Source organism: Kitasatospora sp. DSM 101779 (assembly GCF_025655475.1).
In the GTDB taxonomy this organism is placed as follows: Bacteria; Actinomycetota; Actinomycetes; order Streptomycetales; family Streptomycetaceae; genus Kitasatospora.
The window spans coordinates 8,084,463-8,103,203 of the sequence record NZ_JAHTIK010000001.1; the positions used below are offsets into that span (position 1 = coordinate 8,084,463).

At 73.4% G+C, this 18,741-nt stretch carries 18 protein-coding genes and 1 pseudogene; 12 read left to right on the forward strand and 7 right to left on the reverse strand.

The window, feature by feature from the left end:
- Both KSNIM_RS37075 and KSNIM_RS37080 read left to right on the forward strand, forming a co-directional pair.
- A partial coding sequence (locus KSNIM_RS37075; RefSeq protein ID WP_263107579.1) for a hypothetical protein occupies positions 1-1,002 on the forward strand: 1,002 nt, incomplete at its 5' end.
- A gap of 1,263 nt (positions 1,003-2,265) precedes the next feature.
- On the forward strand, positions 2,266-4,059 hold the full coding sequence (locus KSNIM_RS37080; RefSeq protein WP_263107580.1) for an adenylyl cyclase: 1,794 nt from the start codon (positions 2,266-2,268) through the stop codon (positions 4,057-4,059).
- 117 nt (positions 4,060-4,176) lie between these two features.
- Here KSNIM_RS37080 and KSNIM_RS37085 read toward each other — a convergent pair whose 3' ends face one another.
- On the reverse strand, positions 4,177-5,184 hold the full coding sequence (locus KSNIM_RS37085; protein WP_263107581.1) for a DUF4190 domain-containing protein: 1,008 nt from the start codon (positions 5,182-5,184) through the stop codon (positions 4,177-4,179).
- A gap of 92 nt (positions 5,185-5,276) precedes the next feature.
- Entirely contained in the window at positions 5,277-5,498 is a 222-nt protein-coding gene (locus KSNIM_RS37090; protein ID WP_263107582.1) for a hypothetical protein, read from the reverse strand.
- Between the two features lie 203 nt (positions 5,499-5,701).
- On the opposite strand from KSNIM_RS37090, the pseudogene KSNIM_RS37095 reads away from it, so the two are divergent.
- Positions 5,702-6,130, forward strand: a pseudogene (locus KSNIM_RS37095) (SCO6745 family protein); the annotation flags it as partial.
- 440 nt (positions 6,131-6,570) lie between these two features.
- On the opposite strand, the gene KSNIM_RS37100 reads toward KSNIM_RS37095, so the two are convergent.
- Complete coding sequence (locus KSNIM_RS37100) at positions 6,571-7,533, reverse strand: alpha/beta hydrolase family protein (RefSeq protein WP_263107583.1); 963 nt, start codon at positions 7,531-7,533, stop codon at positions 6,571-6,573.
- A gap of 168 nt (positions 7,534-7,701) precedes the next feature.
- Here KSNIM_RS37100 and KSNIM_RS37105 point away from each other — a divergent pair, with 168 nt between their 5' ends.
- The 4 genes from KSNIM_RS37105 to KSNIM_RS37120 all read left to right on the forward strand — a co-directional run bounded on the left by KSNIM_RS37105 (position 7,702) and on the right by KSNIM_RS37120 (position 11,895).
- Positions 7,702-8,298, forward strand: coding sequence for a TetR/AcrR family transcriptional regulator (locus KSNIM_RS37105; RefSeq protein WP_263107584.1), 597 nt, complete (start codon positions 7,702-7,704; stop codon positions 8,296-8,298).
- A gap of 1,465 nt (positions 8,299-9,763) precedes the next feature.
- Positions 9,764-10,186: a nuclear transport factor 2 family protein gene (locus tag KSNIM_RS37110; RefSeq protein ID WP_263107585.1), complete on the forward strand. Its 423-nt coding sequence runs from the start codon at positions 9,764-9,766 to the stop codon at positions 10,184-10,186.
- Positions 10,186-11,025 carry an NmrA family NAD(P)-binding protein gene (locus tag KSNIM_RS37115; protein WP_263107586.1) on the forward strand — a complete coding sequence of 280 codons (840 nt, stop codon included), beginning with the start codon at positions 10,186-10,188 and terminating at the stop codon, positions 11,023-11,025. Before KSNIM_RS37110 ends, KSNIM_RS37115 begins: the two co-directional genes overlap by 1 nt.
- 231 nt (positions 11,026-11,256) lie before the next feature.
- On the forward strand, positions 11,257-11,895 hold the full coding sequence (locus KSNIM_RS37120; protein WP_263107587.1) for a TetR/AcrR family transcriptional regulator: 639 nt from the start codon (positions 11,257-11,259) through the stop codon (positions 11,893-11,895).
- Positions 11,896-11,959: 64 nt separating this feature from the next.
- Here the strand turns inward: KSNIM_RS37120 and KSNIM_RS37125 are convergent, their stop codons facing one another.
- Positions 11,960-12,421, reverse strand: a complete 462-nt coding sequence (locus tag KSNIM_RS37125; RefSeq protein WP_263107588.1) for a GreA/GreB family elongation factor — start codon at positions 12,419-12,421, stop codon at positions 11,960-11,962.
- A 445-nt stretch (positions 12,422-12,866) separates the two neighbouring features.
- Here KSNIM_RS37125 and tnpA point away from each other — a divergent pair, with 445 nt between their 5' ends.
- The 3 genes from tnpA to KSNIM_RS37140 all read left to right on the forward strand — a co-directional run bounded on the left by tnpA (position 12,867) and on the right by KSNIM_RS37140 (position 14,473).
- Complete coding sequence (tnpA, locus tag KSNIM_RS37130; protein WP_263107589.1) at positions 12,867-13,376, forward strand: IS200/IS605 family transposase; 510 nt, start codon at positions 12,867-12,869, stop codon at positions 13,374-13,376.
- 29 nt (positions 13,377-13,405) lie between these two features.
- Complete coding sequence (locus KSNIM_RS37135; RefSeq protein ID WP_263107590.1) at positions 13,406-13,540, forward strand: hypothetical protein; 135 nt, start codon at positions 13,406-13,408, stop codon at positions 13,538-13,540.
- Positions 13,541-13,786: 246 nt separating this feature from the next.
- Positions 13,787-14,473 carry a hypothetical protein gene (locus tag KSNIM_RS37140; protein WP_263107591.1) on the forward strand — a complete coding sequence of 229 codons (687 nt, stop codon included), beginning with the start codon at positions 13,787-13,789 and terminating at the stop codon, positions 14,471-14,473.
- 228 nt (positions 14,474-14,701) lie between these two features.
- Here the strand turns inward: KSNIM_RS37140 and KSNIM_RS37145 are convergent, their stop codons facing one another.
- Both KSNIM_RS37145 and KSNIM_RS37150 read right to left on the reverse strand, forming a co-directional pair.
- Positions 14,702-14,902 (reverse strand): hypothetical protein, encoded by a 201-nt coding sequence (locus tag KSNIM_RS37145; protein ID WP_263107592.1) that lies wholly within the window; start codon positions 14,900-14,902, stop codon positions 14,702-14,704.
- Between the two features lie 314 nt (positions 14,903-15,216).
- Positions 15,217-15,441: a hypothetical protein gene (locus tag KSNIM_RS37150; RefSeq protein ID WP_263107593.1), complete on the reverse strand. Its 225-nt coding sequence runs from the start codon at positions 15,439-15,441 to the stop codon at positions 15,217-15,219.
- A gap of 484 nt (positions 15,442-15,925) precedes the next feature.
- On the opposite strand from KSNIM_RS37150, the gene KSNIM_RS37155 reads away from it, so the two are divergent.
- Together KSNIM_RS37155 and lexA are read left to right on the forward strand one after the other, a co-directional pair.
- Positions 15,926-16,312 carry a hypothetical protein gene (locus tag KSNIM_RS37155; RefSeq protein WP_263107594.1) on the forward strand — a complete coding sequence of 129 codons (387 nt, stop codon included), beginning with the start codon at positions 15,926-15,928 and terminating at the stop codon, positions 16,310-16,312.
- 599 nt (positions 16,313-16,911) lie between these two features.
- Positions 16,912-17,580 carry a transcriptional repressor LexA gene (gene lexA, locus KSNIM_RS37160; RefSeq protein WP_263107595.1) on the forward strand — a complete coding sequence of 223 codons (669 nt, stop codon included), beginning with the start codon at positions 16,912-16,914 and terminating at the stop codon, positions 17,578-17,580.
- 365 nt (positions 17,581-17,945) lie between these two features.
- Here the strand turns inward: lexA and KSNIM_RS37165 are convergent, their stop codons facing one another.
- Entirely contained in the window at positions 17,946-18,710 is a 765-nt protein-coding gene (locus KSNIM_RS37165) for an SDR family NAD(P)-dependent oxidoreductase (RefSeq protein ID WP_263108248.1), read from the reverse strand.
- Positions 18,711-18,741: the final 31 nt, after the last annotated feature.

Consider the following 18,741-nt stretch of genomic DNA (forward strand, 5'->3'; position numbering starts at 1 on the left):
GGGCGGCCGCTGGAGGTCACCGCCGCGGACCGCCCCGGCACCCTCCCGGTGCTCGACGCGGCCTACCTGGACTCCGGTGCCCTGCTGGTCGCCTGCGGCCAGGCGGGTGTGCGGCTGCTCACGCCCGACGGGCGGACCAAGGCGCGCTGGGACACGCCTGCAGACCGCCTGGTCCTCGCCGACCACGGCGGCAACGCCCTGGTGGTCGCCGACCACGGCCCGGTCACCGAGGTCTCCCGGCTCGACCTCGCCACCCGGACGCTTCAGCCCTGGACCACCCTGCGCTCCACCGCCACGCTCGGCACCTACGACGGCCGGCACCTGATCGGCGTCGACGCACGGGGTCTCGTCGTGCTCGACACCGCGGCGGACCGGCCCACCGTCGTCTGGCGCGAACTCGGCGGCGACAACGCCCAGGGCGACCAGCGCCCGGCCGGCCCACCGTCCCGTACCGCGGACCGCTGCTCGGCCGTCGTCCTCACCCGGCCCCGCTTCGGCACCGGCTCCACCGAGTGCTGGACCTGGGAACTGCCCGGCTGGCGGCTGACCGCCCGGGTCGCCCTCACCGACGACGAACTCCGGTCGGCCGGCGCCTTCGTGGGCCTCGCCGCGCTCGCCGGCGGCGGCCGGCTGCTCACCACCGCCGACCGCGAGGCGGGCCGGACCACCCTGCGCTGGTTCGGCGTCCCCACCCCGGGCCCGCTCACCGTCGACGGCCTCCCCGTGGCGCCCCCGCTCACCGACGGCGACGACTGGGCGCTCACCGTCCCCGCACCCGGCCCCGGCGGCCTCACCGTCCACGCCGCCCGCCGTCCCACCGACAGCCCGCTCCTGACCCTCCACGTCCCCGCCGCACCCCCCGGCCCCGGCGGCCGCCCCACCCCGGTCGGCGTCCGCCGCCACGCCTCTACCGCCACCTACTGGCACCGCAGCGGCCGCATCCTCACTCTCGCCGCCGACGACACCACCGTCCTCGCCAACCTCCGCATCACCGCGGACTGACCGGGCCCGGTTCCCCGCCGCGCCCGGCCCGAGAACCACGTCGCCGGGCACCGCGTCCCCCGCCGGGACCGGCCCGACGCTGGCCTGAGCCATCGAGCGAGGAACGCTGCCGGCGACGTGGGCCGACGGCCCGGCGACATCGGCCGACGGCCCGGTGGGACCCGGGCCGGCCCGACCTGGTGGGACCCGGGCCGGCCCGACCTGGTGGTGGGGGACGTCGGGCCGTGGAGAGCTCCGGGGCGGCGGTGGTCACGGTCCCGTCCGCCTGATCGCGCGGAACCCGGATCGGTGCCGCGGCTGCCTTCGGGTGGTTCTGCTGACCCACCAGGGTGGGGAAGCAGGACTCTCCGTGAGATCCGGCTCCGTCCGGTGATGTGTAGGTCTCCGACATCCGAAAGACAGGAGTCTCATATGGACGCGCTCAGCAGCCTTCTCGGTGGCCTTCTCGGCGGTCTCGGGCTCGGCTGAACCGCGGGCTTTGCTGTGGAAGGGGCCGCCAGACCCTGGCGGTCCCTTCCACGGACGAGTGGCGAAGGGCGCGGCCGGCCCGCGCGTCGGGCGGCCCGCTCGGTGGGGGAGTGCACCCGAACCCGGAGGTCCGTCCTGCCCGGCCGGCTGACCCGGGGCCGGGCCGCGGCCCGCCCTGTCGTGTCCCGGGCTTGAGCAATCCTTCGGAGGCGCTCGGTGGGTCCTGGGCCTGCCAGGGGGCGGGGGATGGTTGTGCTGGTGCACTTGACCGGTCGCAGCTGCGGGCATGGTGGCCGTGAGCGCGGGCCACGGTGAGGGTACGCCCCGTGAGCGTCTTGCGTGGGCCTGCGGGCCGGTGGCCCGGGCCGGGCCCGGTTGTGCACTGCACGGCCCGGGAATCCTCTGCCGCCTGACGGAGCGACACCTCGATGCGGCTTCGCGCCGCCTCCCGGTCTCCGTACCCGCGCGGCGTCCAGGGCCGCCGTGACCTGCTCCGGAACCTCGGACGCTGTGTGGCCGACGTCCTGCGGGCTGCAGTGCACAGGCGCCTGCAGACGAACGTTCGCCGCACAGCTGTTTCGCGGACTCCTCGGCGGCACTCCGCAGCTGGATCGGCGGCAGGGGCCGGCGGGTGCCGCTCCGATGGCAGCTCCACAGCGGAACCGTCCGATGTTGGAACCCTATTGACGCCGCATCGCCCCGGTGCTTCACTCTCCACCGCGAGCGAGAGAGCGCTCTCACCGCGTCGAGGACCTCGTTCCGGTCCCCTCCCCACCCACCTACGCAGGGAGAGTCATGTCCGTCACCCCGACCCGCCGGGCCGTGCTCCGCGGCGCAGCGGTCGCCGCCGCACTGCCCGTGGCCGGCAGTCTCACGACCGGCCCGGCCTCCGCTGCGTCAGGCGCCCGCGGCACCACCGACCTGGGCACCAACGTCCTGGTGTTCGACCCCTCCATGGGCGATGCGGCGATCCAGGCCCAGGTCGACGCCGTGTTCAAGATCCAGGAGTCCAACCAGTTCGGCACCGAGCGGTACGCCCTGGCCTTCAGGCCGGGCACCTACAGCGTCGACATCAACGTCGGCTTCTACACGCACGTGCTGGGCCTCGGCCAGAGCCCGGACGACGTCGTGATCAACGGGCACGTCACCGCAGACGCGCAGTGGTTCGAGGGCAACGGCACCCAGAACTTCTGGCGGGCCGCCGAGAACCTGTGCATCGTCCCGCCGGACGGCCTGGAGCGCTGGGCGGTCTCGCAGGCGGCCCCGATGCGCCGCACCCACGTCAAGGGCCACATGACCCTGTGGCCCAGCCCGCCCGGCAACCGCTGGTCCAGCGGCGGATTCCTCGCCGACAGCCTGGTGGACGGCCAGGTCGAGTCCGGTTCGCAGCAGCAGTGGCTGTCGCGCAACGACACCTTCGGCAGCTGGACCGGCGCCAACTGGAACATGGTCTTCGTCGGCACCCAGGGCGCGCCCGCCCAGAGCTTCCCCAGCCCGCCGATGACCACGGTCGACCGCACCCCGGTCGTCCGGGAGAAGCCGTTCCTCACGGTGGACGCCCACGGCACGTACCATGTCTTCGTCCCCGCCCTGCGCCGCAACTCCACCGGGACGACCTGGGCCTCCGGCAAGGCCGCCGGACACAGCATCCCGCTGTCCGCGTTCCACGTGGCCCGGCCCGGCGACTCGGCCAGAACCCTCAACCGCGCCCTCTCCCAGGGCCGGCACCTGCTGTTCACCCCGGGCATCTACCCGCTCTCCGCCGCCCTGCGGGTCTCGCGGCCCGGGACGGTCGTGCTCGGCCTGGGCCTCGCAACCCTGCAGGCCGTCGCCGGCAACGCGCTCGTCGAGGTCGCCGACGTGGACGACGTCTCCGTCGCAGGCCTCCTCCTCGAGGCCGCCTCGGCCGGCTCGCCGGTCCTGCTCCGGGTCGGGGACGGTCGCAGCCGGAGGAACCACTCGGCCCGGCCCACCGCGCTCTTCGACGTCTTCGCCCGCGTCGGCGGTGTGCTGCCCGGCGGCACCGAGGTCGGCATCCGGATCGACAGCAACGACGTGATCGTCGACCACATCTGGGTCTGGCGCGCGGACCACGGCCTCGACGGCAGCGTCGGCTGGTCGGTCAACCCCGCCGGCACCGGCTTCCTCGTCAACGGCGACCGGGTCACCACCTACGGCCTGTTCGCCGAGCACTTCCAGAAGTACGAGGTGCTCTGGAACGGCAACCACGGCCGCACCTACTTCTTCCAGAACGAGCACCCCTACGACGTCCCCACGCAGTCCGCCTGGGTCCACCACGGCACCCGGGGCTACGCCGCCTACAAGGTCGCCGATTCCGTCACCGACCACCGGGCCTGGGGCCTGGGCAGCTACTGCTTCTTCAACCTGCAGGCCGACATCTACGCCGACCGGGCCTACGAGGTCCCCGACACCCCCGGGGTCGTCCTCACCGACCTGATGACCGTCTGCCTCAACGGCCCTGGTGGCGGGGGCATCCTGCACTGCATCAACAGCAGCGGCGATCCCGTGCAGAACGGATTCGGCACCTACTTCATGAAGAGCTACTCGAACGGCGTCGCGACCGTCTGACCCGCCACCGGGAGCGGTGCCGGGCCTCCCGGCACCGCCCAGCCGGGCACCCTCGCGCCGAGGGCGGAGGCCCAGGAGCGGAGGCCCGGCACCGCCTCGTCTGCAGAGGGAGCCCGGTCAGCCGGGGGAGCCGGTCCAGATGACGGCGCGGCGCTTCGAGCCGTCGCCGTGGTCGAACCGGACCGAGATGGTGTGCGCCGACCCGTCGGGCAGGGCGTACACCTCCTGGGCGGTGACCGACCGGCCAGGGTCGAGGGAGGCGGGAATCCGGCTGATCCGGCCCGAGATGTCGACCAGGGGGAAGAGCAGCTTGTCGTTGGCGTCCTTGACGAAGAGCATCTGCGAGCCGCGCAGCGAGAGCGGCGTCGAACCGGTGTTGACCACGGTGACGGCGAGAACGACGACCTTCGCGTTCTCGGGAGCCTTGGACACGGACTCGTCCGGGACGAACGGCTGCGGAGCCGCCAGGCTGATCTTCAGCCCGGTCTCCTCGTACGTGTAGGACCCGCCGAACGACAGCCTTCGGGCCTGCTCGTCCGTGGCCCGCTTCTGCTTCTCGGCCTCGAACTGCGCGAGCTGCCGCGCCACCTCGTCGCGCTGCCGCGCCGCTTCGGCGTCGGCGGCGGCCGTCGCGGCGCGCTGCTCCTCCCTGATGCTGTGCACCTGAACCGCGACGAGCACCCCGCCGGCGACCGAGACGAGGAGCCCGGCGGCACCGAGGATCACGCCCGTGAGGGCAATGCCGCGGTTGTTCGCCAGGCCCTTTCGGACGTGGCTCAGCGCGACGGCACCGAGGATGACGGCCAGCAGCGCCGGGAGCCAGGCGAGCCAGAAGAAGACGATCGTCAGTCCGAGGACGGCGCCGACGATCCCGAGCGTCATGGCCGCCACGCCGAGCCCGTTGCGGGGCTGCGGTGCGGGCTGCGGGAACGGCCAGTACGAGACTCCCGTGCCCGCTCCCGCGTTCATGTCCGGACCCGGCACCAGCCCCGGTGCCGGGGCCGGAGGCGGTACCGGGGCGGGTTCCGACGCGGGCGTTGCCCCGAGAGCGGGCGGCGCCCAGGGGTCGACAGCGGCCGGGTCCCCGGTGGCCTGCGGCGTGCCGGGCTGGACGGGTTCGGTCATGCGGGGGTCCTTCGGGTGGATCGGGCCGTGAACGGATCATCAGGTCGAATCCCGCAGTCTGCCTGACGGGCAACCAGATGGCGACTCGTTTCTCAGCAGGTCGGAAGCGGCCAGCCCCACGTGCGGGTGAGGCACGCGGCTCCGCCCGGCAGCACCGTCTGGTCGGCGTGCACGAAGATGCGCGGGTCGGTGCCGTGCCGGCCGGTGAACAGCGGGATGCCCCCGCCGAGAGTGACCGGGCCGCCCTTGAGCACCAGCTCGTCGATCTCCGCCTGGCTGGCGATTCGCTCGGCTTCCGACCGCGCAGTGCTCAACCCACCGGCAAGCGGAGGAGGTTCGGCACGCGGAACGGATTCTCGGTATCCCGTTGCCCGGTGATCTCGCCGAGTCTCTGCGACGCCACAACGGGTTGAGCACCTGGGCGATCCTCCTGCCGAGCAGTCTCCCGTGTCGGTGAGCGGCATCCTGGACCGCCGGCAGACCTGCATGGACGCCGCGGCCGAGAACGAGGGTCTGAAATGCGTCCGTCCCCCTGCCGTCCGACCCGCTGACCGCACTGTGGCAGCAGGTCACCGTGCTGCGCGGGTGGCGCGGAGACGCGCACCTCGTCGTCCTTGCCGACAACCGCCTCGGGCCGTGCGACTGCAACGTCCTCCACGCCGCGACCGGCCGTCGCCCGCCGCCGATCGTGCGCGCCACCCGGCAATGGGACGACGGGGGATGGTCCGCAGCCACCGAACGCCTCGTCACCCGCGGCTGGCTGGAGACCGACGGGACCGCGACCGACGCGGGCACCGCGGCGCGCGAGCGGATCGAGGTCGAGACCGACGAGCACTGCGCCGGTCTCTGGGAGCCGATCGGCGCGACCGGCGCCCGCCCGGCCGAGCTCCTCAGGCCCATCGACGAGGCGTTCACCGCGGTCGGGACCTACGCGCAGCCGAGCTGATCACGATCCGTCCGAGAGGAGCGAGCGCCACGGCGGTCGAACGCCGGGAGCCGGCGAGCCCTCGATCGCGAGAATCGAGAGAACGGAGGCCGGACACCGATCGAGCCCCCTCCGCATCCTCCGGCGCGCCCGCAGGGGTGACCGTGCCGCATCCGCATCCGCATCCGCATCCGCATCCTCGGCGTTCGATGTGCGGCGCGGCCATCCGCAGGCGGATCTCGGCAGGTCGCCCGGCCGGCCCGCGGCACGCTCCCCACCGCCCCGGTGGCCGACTGCGGCGGCCGGGACGCCGTGCTGCTGCCGGGGTGTTCCGGCCCGGCGGTCGCCCCGGCCGCCCAGCCCCGGCGCACAGGAGAGCCGCCCCGGCGCCAGTGCGGAGCGGACGCCGGGGCGGCTGGCCCCGCCGGCGGACGGTTCGGTTCCGTCCGGTGCCCGGCGGGCTACTTGGAGGTGATGTGCCCGACGGCGTCGGGGCCGGTGGTCAGCGCGGCGGTCGTCGTCTGCCAGGTGCTGTCGCCGGGGTGGAGCCGGGTGCGGAGGTAGGCGGCGGTGAGGTGGGCGAGGGCGGCGACGCGTTCGGGACTCTCGTCGGTGGTCTCGGCGGCGTCGTATCCGGAGACGCCGCCGAGGAGGTGCTCGGCGCCGAACAGGGTGAGCAGGGTCTTGGGGGCGGGAGCGAGGTGGTAGGGGTCGCAGTGCCAGTCGGGGCCGATGTCGGTGAAGTGACGGGGGTCGTCCTTGTCGCCGGCGACGACGATGGTCGGGGTGGTCATGGTCGAGAAGTCGATGGTGTTCAGGAAGGACACCAGCCCGGCCATCGGCCCGGTGAGGATGTCACCGCCCCGGCCAGGTGCGGCCAGCAGGACACCGGCCTTGATCCGGGGCTCGAGCAGGTCCACCTCTTCCCCGGTGTCGGGGTCGGTGGTGCGGGCGCCCAGCAGGAGGCTGGCGGTGTGGCCGCCCATGGAGTGCCCGGCCACCGCGATCCTCTCGTGGTCGACGCGGCCGGCCAGCTGCGGAACGGCGGTCTCGACCTCGTCGAGCCGGTCGAGGATGTGGCTCATGTCCTCGGCGCGCGAACGCCAGAAGAGGGGAGCCCCGGGGGCGTCGGCGAGCTCGTGGCTCAGGGTCCGGGAGCTGAGGTGGGTGGGCTGGAGGACGGCGAATCCGGCTGCCGCCCAGAGGTTGACGAGCGGCGCGTAGCCGTTCAGCGAGGAGAGGTGGTTGGAGCCGCCCTGACCGTGGGAGAGCAGGATGACCGGCAGGCCCGTCCCGGTGGCCGGCGCGGAGACGCGCAGGTGCAGGTCGGTCGGCCGTCCGGGCACAGACAGCACCACCGGGCTGTACGACAGGACGGGCTCGGTCGGGACGGATCCGGAGGCGAGGGCGTGGGGTGTGCTCATGACGGGTGGTTCCCCTTCTGCGGGATGAGCCCGCGCCGTCCCGGGCCGGGCGGCAACAGGCACGTGGTCAGACACGTCCGCCTCGGCTAAGCTGAAGCGGAACGCTGTTCCACTTACTATCCGGAACAAGGTTCCGTTTTGTCAATCGCGCTGTCGGAGGACTGACCGATGCCCACCGAGGACCCCGCCGGGAAGCCGCCGGCCCGAAGCCTGCGGGCCGATGCTCGGCGCAACCAGGAAACTCTGCTCGCCGCCGCGGCCCGGGTGTTCGTGACCTCGGGGGTCGATGCGCCGATCCGCCAGATCGCGGCCGAGGCCGGCGTCGGGACGGGGACGATCTACCGCCACTTCCCGACCCGGGCGGATCTGGTCACCGCCGTCTACCGCCACCAGATCGAGGCGTGCGCGCAGGCCGGCCCGAGCCTGCTGGCCGAGTCCGACTCCCCGTTCGAGGCGCTCCACCGATGGATCGACCTCTTCGTCGACTTCCTGGTCACCAAGCACGGGCTGGCCGACGCTCTGCAGTCGGACAGCGACCGCTTCGCCGCGCTGCACACCTACTTCCTCGACCGCCTGGTGCCCGTCTGCGGGGACCTCCTCGACGCCGCGGTGGGCGCCGGCGCCATCCGGCCCGGCGTCCAGCCCTACGAGCTGATGCGGGGTGTCGGCAACCTGTGCATCGGACGCGACAGCGACCCGCGCTACGACCCCCGCCGGTTGATCGCACTGCTCCTCCAGGGCCTGCGGCCGCTCCCGCAGGCCTGAGGCCGCAGATCGTTCCCCGGCTGCGGCCGCCGGGGAACCGCCCGGCGGTCCTGCCGGAACACCGCGCGGGCGCGCCCGCGGCGGGTGGTACATCAGCCGTTCGCCGACCCCCGCCGTGAGCAGGCCGGGGAGGCCGTTCCTGGTGCGGAAGTCGCGGTGGCCAGGGCCGGCGGCCTCCGAAGCCTCCACGGAACCGTCGTCGACCGGGTCGACGGTGACCCGGTACGGGCGCCGTCCGGCCGCGGAGGCGACGACCCGGGTGATGCGGCCTCAGGCGGGTCGGACGTCGGGGCTCTCGGGCGTCGGGCTGAGGCGCGGCCCGAAGCCGTGACGCAGGACTCCCGCAGCGTCGTGGCGACAGCACCGGGCCGTCCGGTTGCCTGCCGCGCCGGGCATCGCCGGCAGTCGTTTCGAGCGGCCGGTCGTCGTGCTGCAGCCTCCACTGCTCTCACCGCCATGCCTCGCCCGGTGCCCCGAGGCCGGGCTTCGTCGGGGCACCTTTGCAGCGGCCGGACAGCGGCCGCCGAGCCCGTCGAGGGCCCGGCACCGACTGCGGGCCGGCCCGCGCACGGACCCGCGGATCGCGGTGCACACGGTGCCCCGGGTCGGCCGCACCCTGGTCGCCGAGTGGCCATCCGGCGGCACACTGCTTCCGGACTCGCGCTCTACGGCGACGTGTTCGGTCCTGCGGCGCACGGAAGCGACGCTCCACGCCCTGACGGCCCAGTTCCGACCGGCCCGGCAGGAACCCTCGGCCGCCCGCCCCTGCCTCCGCTCCACGACGCCCTGTCCGACCGGCGGCCGGTGCCCCGGCACCGTGGTGTCGGTCGGCGGGAGGGCCGCGACGGATGCCCGACCTCGCGGCCGGTGCTCCACCATCGCCGGCACCTGGCGCCACCACCGCCGGCACCTGGCGCCACCACCGCCGACACCTGGGGCGCGGCCGTCGGCCTGCAGGTCCCGGGCCTGAACGCCGCCGCCGAGTTCGGCGTCGCCCTCGACCGACTGCGCCGCGCCGATGGCCCGGGGGAGTGCCGGTCCGAGGTCCCGACCGCCCTGGCTGCCGCGGTCTCCGTCCTGCCGCTGCGCCCGACCGGCACGGTCGGCGGTCCGCCCGCGGCGCGGCTGCTCGTGAGGGTGCGGGCCGGCGGCTGCGTGCTTCCGGCCGGGTCGTGGCCGGGCGCCCAGGTGTGCCCGGTGTCGTCGACCGTCGCGAGTCCGGGTCGGGCAGGGCTGCCGCCGGCCGATGGCGCGGCGGATCGGCGTCGCCTCCGCCGAGCGCGGCACGGCCCGCCGGGTGGTGACGACGACCCGTGAACGGCGGTTGCGCACCGGCGGCACGTCCTTGCTGAGCGGACTGACGGCCCGTATGCTTCAGGCAAGCGGACTGACGGTCCGTTTGTGTGTCGGCGGCCCGGCCGAGGGCCGGGCCGCTGCGGCGTCGAGCAGAACGGAATCCTCGAGCATGACAATCCCCGTGACACCCGCAGAGCTGTACCGGCACGGTCTGCAAGTGCTGCTGGACAAGGACATCCCCGCCTGGGTGGAGCTGTGGGACAAGGACGGCGTCCTCGAATTCCCCTTCGCCCCCGAGGGTTGGCCTCGGCGCCTCGAGGGCAAGGCCGCGGTCGGCGACTACATGCGCCACTACCCCGACCACGTCGACCTGCACGACTTCCCCGACGTGACGATCCACCAGACCACCGCCCCCGAGACGATCGTGGTGGAGATGCGCGGGGTCGGCCGGCTGGTGAAGACCGACGCCCCCTTCGAGATGACCTACATCGCCGTCGTCACGGTCGAGGACGGGCTCATCACCCACTACCGCGACTACTGGAACCCCATCGCCGTGTCCCGGCCCGAGGCCGACTTCGCAGGAACGCACTGATGACGACCGCCCACTCCGTCCTGGTCACCGGGGCCACCGGCACCACCGGCCGCCGCGTCACCGCCGCCCTGCTCGCCGAGGGTCACCGCGTCAGGGCCACTAGCCGGACGGCCACCCCGGTCGAGGGTGCGCAGGCCGTGCGCTTCGACTGGCACGAGCCCGCGACCTGGGGCGCTGCCATGGACGGCGTCGACCGCGCCTACCTGGTCCCGCCGGTCGGTTCCTCGGAGCCGGCCGCCGTCATGCTGCCCTTTCTCCACCGGGCGCGCGCGGCAGGAATACGGCGCGTGGTGCTGCTCGGCTCCTCCGCGATCCCCGCCGGCGGTCCGGCGGTGGGCCGGGTCCACCAGGCCCTGCCCGGCCTGTTCGAGGAGTGGGCGGTGCTGCGGCCTTCCTGGTTCATGCAGAACGTCACCGGCGACACCCCCCACGCGCGCTCCATCCGTGAGGACGGTGCCATCCTCACGGCCGCCGGACAGGGACGCGTCGGGTTCATCGACGCCGAGGACATCGCCGCCGTCGCCGCACGCGCCCTCACCGACCGGCAGGCCGCCAACGCCGACCTGATCCTCACCGGGCCGCAGACCCTGAGCTACGACGAGGTCGCCGCGACCATCGCCGAGGTCACCGGTCGGCCGGTGGTGCACCGGCACTTGACCTTCGAGCAGCTGCGCGACCGCTGGGCGGCCGAGATCCCCCCGCAGTTCGCCACCATGCTGGCCGAAATGGACCGAGCCATCGCAGGCGGCGCCGAGGACCGCACCTCGGATGCCGTCGAGCGCCTCACCGGTCGCCCCCCGGGCACGTTCCGCGCCTTCGTCGAACGGGAGGTCCGGTGAACGGTTGAGCACGGACGCCGGTACCGGGAAGTTCGCCTGCCCGGTACCGGTGTACCGTCCGTCCGGGACCACCCGGCCCTCTGCCGGAACCTTCGCGGCCCCCGGCCACGGTGCACCTCGGCCGAGGAGGGCGGCCCCGCACGCTGGCTCTCGGGCACGGACCGTCACCCCCGCGGAGAGGCGGCATATCATTCCCGGGGCCGGGACAGCCCGAAGACCCAGGAGGACCCGTTGGCCCAGCGCACCGAGCGTGCGGACGCCCTGCGCAACCGCGAGGCCGTCCTGGCCGCCGCCGACGCCCTCTTCGCCGCCAGCGGCAGCCCACAGACCGTGTCGATGGACGAGATCGCCGCGGCCGCGGGCGTGGGCAAGGGCACTCTCTTCCGTAGATTCGGCGACCGCGCCGGCTTGATCGGCGCCGTCATCACCTCGCGCATGGAACCCCTGCGGCAGGCCGTCCAGCAGGCACAGGCACAGGCACAGGCACACGGGCAGGCGCAGGCGCAGGCACAGGCACACGCACAGGCCGCACCCGGTTCCGCACCGCGGCAGCAGGTGCTGGACCTCCTCGACGCCGCGCTCCGCTTCAAAATCGACAACCGGAACCTGATGTCGGCCGCCGAGGACGCCGGACTCAGCAGTCCGTACCGGGCGGAACACTACGGCTGGTGGCACGAGACGCTGCGCGCGGCGCTGGACAGGGTGCCCGGCGTCCGCAACGCGGACTTCACCGCCCACGCCTTGCTGGCCGCCGTCCGCGCCGACCTCGTGGCGCACCTGATCGACGATCAGAAGATGACGCCCGAGGAGATGCGCTCCTCGCTGGCGGCCTACGTCGACAACGCCCTCGGCTCCGGCTCCGCCCCGTAAGGGCGCGGCCGGGCGGACGGTGGCCGCAGCTGCCGGCGGCTCCCGCGCGATCCGAGAGCGAGGCCTAACCTCCGATCGACACCACGGTCGCCTCGGCCGCGCCCCGAGGGGTGTCGTACTGCACGGCCTCGCCGGGCCCCCGGCCGAGCAGCGCGCGGCCCAGTGGGCTGTCGGCGGTCACCGCCGTCCGCTCCGCCTCGTCGGCGACTTCGGTGATCTGCACCGTCTCCGTCGTTCCGTCCGAGAACCGCAGGGTGACGGTGCTCCCCACCCCGACCGCGTCGGTCCGTGGACTGCCTGCCCCTGCCGCCTCCCGCAGCCGCACGCTGATGTCCTCGATCCGGGTGTCCATCCGCGCCACGTCCGAGGCGCGCTGGAGCTCGTCGGCCTGGTCGGCCGGGTCGCCGACCGAATCCGGGTCCCGCAGCGTGGCCGCGACCCGGTCGCGTTCGGCCCGCAGGTCCGCGAGTACCTGCTCCAGGGCGCCGCGCTCGTCCGCACCGATCGGTTCCGGTTCACCGTTCATCGCTGCTCCCGTGGTGTCCTCGGCCCGGCAGAACCTCTGGGCCCTCGTACGGGGCGTGCGGGCGGTCACGGGCCGCACCGGCCATGCTAGTCGCAGGCCGTCCGCCGCGCCGAGCCGAGAATCCTGCCGACCGGACGCAGTGCGCCACCACCGACCGTACGCCGCAGGCGCGGCACGCGAACCTTGCTGGTGACCGGCGGTTGCGCCGGTCGATGGGGTGGAACCCGGAGCATGGCCGGCTGGTGTACGCCGGTTCGGTGTACACCAGCGGACCCCGGCCCGCTGGGCCTTGTACGCGATGTACCGGGCGAGCTCGTGGAAGCTCCACGAGTGCAGGCGAGTCCGCTGGTCCTTGCGGAGCCGTACCCGGCTGCGGATGCCCGCGAGGTCTTCGGGGGCGACACCGGAGCCGGCGCGTTAGATCCTTGGACGCTGCGAAGAGATCATGCGCGTCGTCTGTGTCGACCTCGAAACCGAGCCGGTCGAGTTCAACGGCGAACGCGATCACGTCCACCTCCTGGTCCACCACCCGCCCAAGGCCGCGATCTCCCGCCTGGTCGGATCCCTCAAGGGCGTATCAGCCCGCAGGCTCCGCCAAGAGTTTCCCGGCCACCTCCGCCCGTACCTGTGGGGTGAGCACTTCAGGTCCCCCAGCTATTTCGCCGCATCCTGCGGCAGAGCACCCCTGGAGATCACCAGGGAAGTACATCGAGAACCAGAAGGCGACCGGACTGACCGTCGCCCCGCGCGCCGCAGAGCCTTCCGGCATTCTCGTCCCGGGGCGGCCTCGGCGCTCCCATGGGCGGGCGGTAGGCGCCACACGCCGAACCACTCGGTACGGGCGGTGAACCGGCACGCAACAACGTGGGCAAGTCCACCCGCTCGGCTGCCTGGCATGGCTGCCCCGGCCCGTGGTGGAACGTCGAGGTGGCCGGCGCCGAACCCGGGCGGCTGAAACGGCGTCAGGCGACAGGACTGGTCGGCATGGTGCCCGCTGACAGCGGCGACCTGCTGCTGCACGACCGCGTCGATCCGGAGTGCACGGCCGCCGACCGGGAAGCGGACGCCACCTCCGGCACGCCCGCCGACCTGCCGCGCCGCCCCGGCCCCCGGGATTGACTCGGCCCCCACCCGCGCACGCTCTCCAGCGGCCGGCGCCTCGGGCCGATGGAGTGTTGCCGGGCGGGTCGGCGGCGTGGTCTGGCATACAGTGAAGGAGGTCCGGGGGCTCCCGGGCCGGGGGGAAGGGATGAGTTCGTGTTGGAGACCGAGCTGCGCCCGGGGACGGTGTGCAGGTGTGCCGTGCCGGGGCCGCGGGAGGCCGGCCGCTCTGGTGCCGGCCGGCTGCCGAGGGCGGTGGGGCAGATGCTGGCCCTGACCGGCTGGGTCGGCGGGGGCAGGCGGCTGACCACGACGGGGCAGCTGTTGCGCGGGGATGCGCGGGAGTTGGTCGAGTTGCTGGGCACCGGCGGCAACCAGGCGGGGGCCGGGTTGGCTGCGCCTCTGCGTGGTGTGCAGGTGCTGCTGGCGTGGGCGCACCTCTCCGGCCTGGTGCGCACCGATGGTTCGTGGCTCGGCCCGGGGCCGGCCGCAGCGCGGCTGCGGGAGGATCCCGGGGCGCTGCGCGATGCGCTGTTCGCGGCCGTGCCGCGGCTGGAGGACTCCCGCTGCGGCTGGCAGTCCGTGCGCCTCCACCTTGACGGCGCGCCGGACTTCAGCGAGGGGCTGGTCGCCCTGTGGCGGCGCCTCGGCGCGGGTCCCTCGACGGAGGAAGAGGCCGCCCGGGTGGTCTGGGACGAGCTGACGGCACATCACCAGGTCGAGGAGCGCCAGCCGGAGGGCCTGACCTCGTGGAAGGTCGTGGTGGCCCGGGACGTGGGCAGGGCGCTGGGCCTCTACGAGGCGGTGGGCGCAGTCCAGTTCAAGGGCGGCCAATTCGAGGGCGGCCGCTTCGAGCTGACCGGCTACGGCCGCGAACGGGAGCTGTCCGGGGCGCGCGACGATGCCGTCGCCCCGCACAGGCTCGGCGAGGCGTTCGTCCACTGGCCGTAGGCGCACCCACTGACCGACCCGGCTGCGTCCCCACGCGACGGGCTGGTGCCGGACCGGCAGCGGGTAGCGTCGGTGGCGAGGGAAACAAATCTCACACGATCGTTCGTAGTGGATTCATTTCCGGGGACCGGGAGTGTGGCGTCGCTGGTTCGGTTTCTGCGCGCGGTACAGAAACACGGAGGGTTCGGGGCGGGAGGGAATCACCCTCCGCCCCGGGCCTTCGTCGAATCACCGGACCGACGTTGCCGGGAACGGAAGTTCAGCCGTGCGCGACCGGACTCGTTCGTCCTTGAGGTAGCCGCCCACGAAGCCGCGGTAGTCGCCCCAGGCCCGCTCCCGCCCAGACCGGTGGTTGCCCCAGCGCGAGGCATTCCAGACCGCCTCGCTCTGGGCGTTGTCGGCCGGCGGCGAGGAGATCCACTCCTTCACCGGGTTGCGGGAGAAGGAGCATCCCGGCACGTGCAGGCGGAACGTGGGGGGCCTCCAGGGCGCCTCGTGCCCCGCGGTCGGGACACGCTGCGGCGCGTGAACGGTCCCCACGTCCTTCCCGCAGCGTACGGATCGATTTTGTGGATTCCTTGGGGGACTGCCCCCTCCGCCTCTCCGACGATGCGCCGTGGCGCCCGGCGCGGGCGGACGACCCGCAGCCGCCCCGTCCTCGCCGACCGTTTCCGCCCGCCCCGAGCCGGCCGCCCCGGCCGCAGGTCGAAGTGGCCCCGCCCCCGCAGGGCCCGCCGCCGGGTTCAGTCGCCGCCCCCGCCGTCTCCGCTGCTGCTGTTGATGTCGCCCATGTTCTTTCGAGCCTTGCGGAGACGCTTCTTCTCGCTCTCGCGCACCAGCTCACCCACGGCCAAGGTCACTGATGCCACACCTCGCACCCAGCGCGGCCCGCCCCGGTCGGCCCAGACCACGCAGACACTGCCCCCCACGGTGAGCACCAGTACGGCAAGCAGCAGCGCAGTGATCACGACGTTCCTCGTCTCCCCGCGAGGTGTGCACCACCCCGGCAGAGCGATCATGACAGACCCGAGAGCTGCCCCTGCGACAGGGCGGGCCCGGACCGAACGAGCGCGGAGGTTGGGCCGACTCGGCTTGATGACGCGGGCGTCGGACCGGGTCCCCGCACTCGGCCCGACCGCAGCCGGCGCGTTGAACCGATCGGACGCCTCCAACGTCACAGGACCAGCGACACCGCCGCATCGGCCCCGTCGCTGATCCTCTGGCGCTTTCAGTGCCAGGCAGGATTGCGGCTCGGCAGCCAGGGCCCGAAGAGACTGTCGTACTCCTCGCCCGTCTCGACGGTGAGCACGAAGTCGGGCACGGTCGCGGAAACCGCAGCATGCAGACGGGCCGGCAGGACCGAGGCGGGGGCCAGGTCCACGTCCAGAGCAGCCGCGAGGAGAATCCGCTGCGCACCGAGGCCGGTTCGTCCCGGATCTCGTCGCGGCCGAGGTGATCGGCGGCCGTCCGCATGACCGCAAGGTCACCTGCTCCGGAGAACGTCAGACAGTCCCGCCAGGACGGCAGCCCAACCATGATCTCCAGGGCTTCACCGAGGTTCTGGCCGATCAGACCGGCCCGTCCCTCGGAGTCGGCATACAGCACGGGCCGTTCCGTGCGCTCGTCACCGCAGAGGAAGAACGTCCCGCCGGTGAAGTCGCCGGCCACGCCCGCCAGGGCCAGCCCGGACGACAGCCGGACGGGCTCGCCGTGGTCTGCGCGCGAGAGGTCGAACTCGCAAACGTTCCACAGCAGCTCAGCGAGCTCAGCGTCGCGCCTGATCGAGTCCAGGATGTCATCGTCGCTCGCCACGCGGCGCACGGTGGCAGCGTGCTCTGACCCCCTCACCTCCGGGTCGGACCATCCGCCCGGTCCGGGGGGTGTCACGGCCGGAGGAGGGTGCGGGTGCGGAGGAGGTCGAGTTCGGCCCTACCGTGGCCGGCGCGTTCGAGGAGTTCGACCCTGGTCACCCGGCCGTCGACCCGGCCGGAACTCCAGGGGCTCGACAGGCACGAGGGCACGAGCGCCCATTCCCGTGCCGACGGTGCACCAGCACCACCGGGCCGAGCTCCGCTCCGGGTCCGGGTGCCGCAGTTCCGAGACGGCGCAGCGGATGCCGCCAAGCGCCGTGTGGGCCCGGCCACGGTGACTTCCTGTTCGAGGAGAGCCGGGGGAGGAGGGAGTCCATCAGGCGCCCACGGTCGCGGCCGCAGCGTGGGCACCGGGCGTGGACCGGCCGCTGGACCAGCCTCGGCGATGCTCGGCGCGAACGATCGACCGGACGTCCTGGTCCCGCCGCCCGGGACGCTGTGGCCGACCACCCACCACCCACCGGTGAGCACATGCGAGTTCACCACCGATCGGCAGACCCGGCGTTGTCAGTCCCCAGGGCTAGCGTCGAGCCCGCGGCCACCGATCACCAGGAAGGGAAAGCAGTCATGGCACACAGCCCGGGTACGCTCGCGAGCGGCCGGCGCCGCGCGGTCGGCCGCGACGGCCTGACGGACCGCCAGCGGGCCATCCTCACCGTGATCGCCGACCACACCACCGCCCGCGGCTATCCACCCACCATGCGCGAGATCGGCCGGGCCGTCGGCCTGTCCAGCAGTTCCTCGGTCGCCCACCAGATCAACCGCCTGCAGGACCTCGGACACGTCGAGGCCGATCCCCAGCGCCCCCGCACCTACCGCCTCACCACCACCCGCCCCGCCGCGCCCGCCGGTCCCGAGCACGGCTCCGTCGCCGTTCCGCTGCTCAGCCCCACGGAGGCTGACGGCCCGCTCGCCGCGGGGCACGACGCGGACGTGCTGCACCTGCCCCGCCGCATCGTCGGCGACGGTGAACTCGTCGCACTCACCATCCGCGGCGCCTCATCCGCGAGCGACGGCGCGATGCGCGACGGCGACCTCGTCATGGTCCGTCGCCAGCCCACCGCGGACGACGACGACCTCGTGGCCGTGCTGATCGACGGCGAGACCACCGTCAGTCGCTACCGCCGCGACGGCGAGCACACCTGGTTCGTCCCGCACCGCACCGCCCACCGGCCCGTGTCCGGCGAGCGCGCCACCGTCATCGGCAAGGTCGTCGCCGTCCTGCGGACCGTCTAGTGCTGCGACCGGCAAGGGTCACCGGGTCGGTCCGGCAACGGCGGGGGACCGTTCGAGCGGATGCCGGCACGTTCGCAGACGGGCGGCGAGGCATCAGATGATGTTGAAACCCCGGTCTAGGTCGTAGATGTCGGCCTCCACGACATAGACGACCTTCCCAGCCGGGACCACGATGTACTTCGCCATGGCGGAGTCGGACCAACTCGACCGTGTGAGGTCGTCGGTTCCCCCGGGCCCGCCGATGATGGGCCGCGGGGGCGTGCGCGGACCGGCGCGCAGCCAGGCCCGGATGGCGGTTCACCGCCCGGGCGGGGCCGCACGGTTCACCGCCTGGGCGGGGCCCGGCCCCGGAAGGGCCGCCGGTCTCAGACCGTGAACCCGCCGTCCACCGCGATCGCGGCACCGGTGATGTACCGGCCCTCCAGACCCACCAGGTGGGCGACGGTGCCGGCAACGTCCGCCGGGGTGCCGAACGAGCCCAGCGCGGTGAAGCCGGCCTGAAGGTCGGCGCCCGGCCCGTCGGCCGGGTTCATGTCGGTGTCGGTCGGACCGGGGTGCACCAGGTTGGCGGTGATGCCGCGCTGCCCGAGCTCCCGTGCCAGTGCCTTGGTCAGCCCGGACAGTGCCGCCTTGCTGGTCGCGTACACCGCGCCACCGGGGAAGGCGACCCGCTCGGCCATGCAGCTGCCGATGGTGACGATCCGTCCGCCCTCGCCCAGGTGGGCGACGGCCGCCTTGGAGGCCAGCAGCGGCCCCCGGACGTTGACGTCCAGCACCCGGTCGATGTCGGCCTCGTCGATTTCCGCGATAGGGCCGACCACGCCGACGCCCGCGTTGTTCACCAGGATGTCGAGTCGGCCGAACCGTGTCGCCACCGCGTCCACCGCCGCCCGGATCGCCCGAGGGTCGGCGCTGTCCGCCCGTACGGCCAAGGCGCGGCGGCCCATTCCCTCGATCTCGGCCACGACCGCCTGGGCGCGCTCGGCACTGTCCCGGTGGGTGAGCGCCACGTCGGCGCCTTCCTCGGCCAGCCGCAGCGCGACCGCCTCGCCGATTCCCCGGCTGCCGCCGGTCACCAGCGCCACCTTGCCCGCCAGCCGTGCGGCCACCATGGTCGTGCTCATCGTCATCCTCCCCGAACCCGCTGTCGTGTTCTCGGAC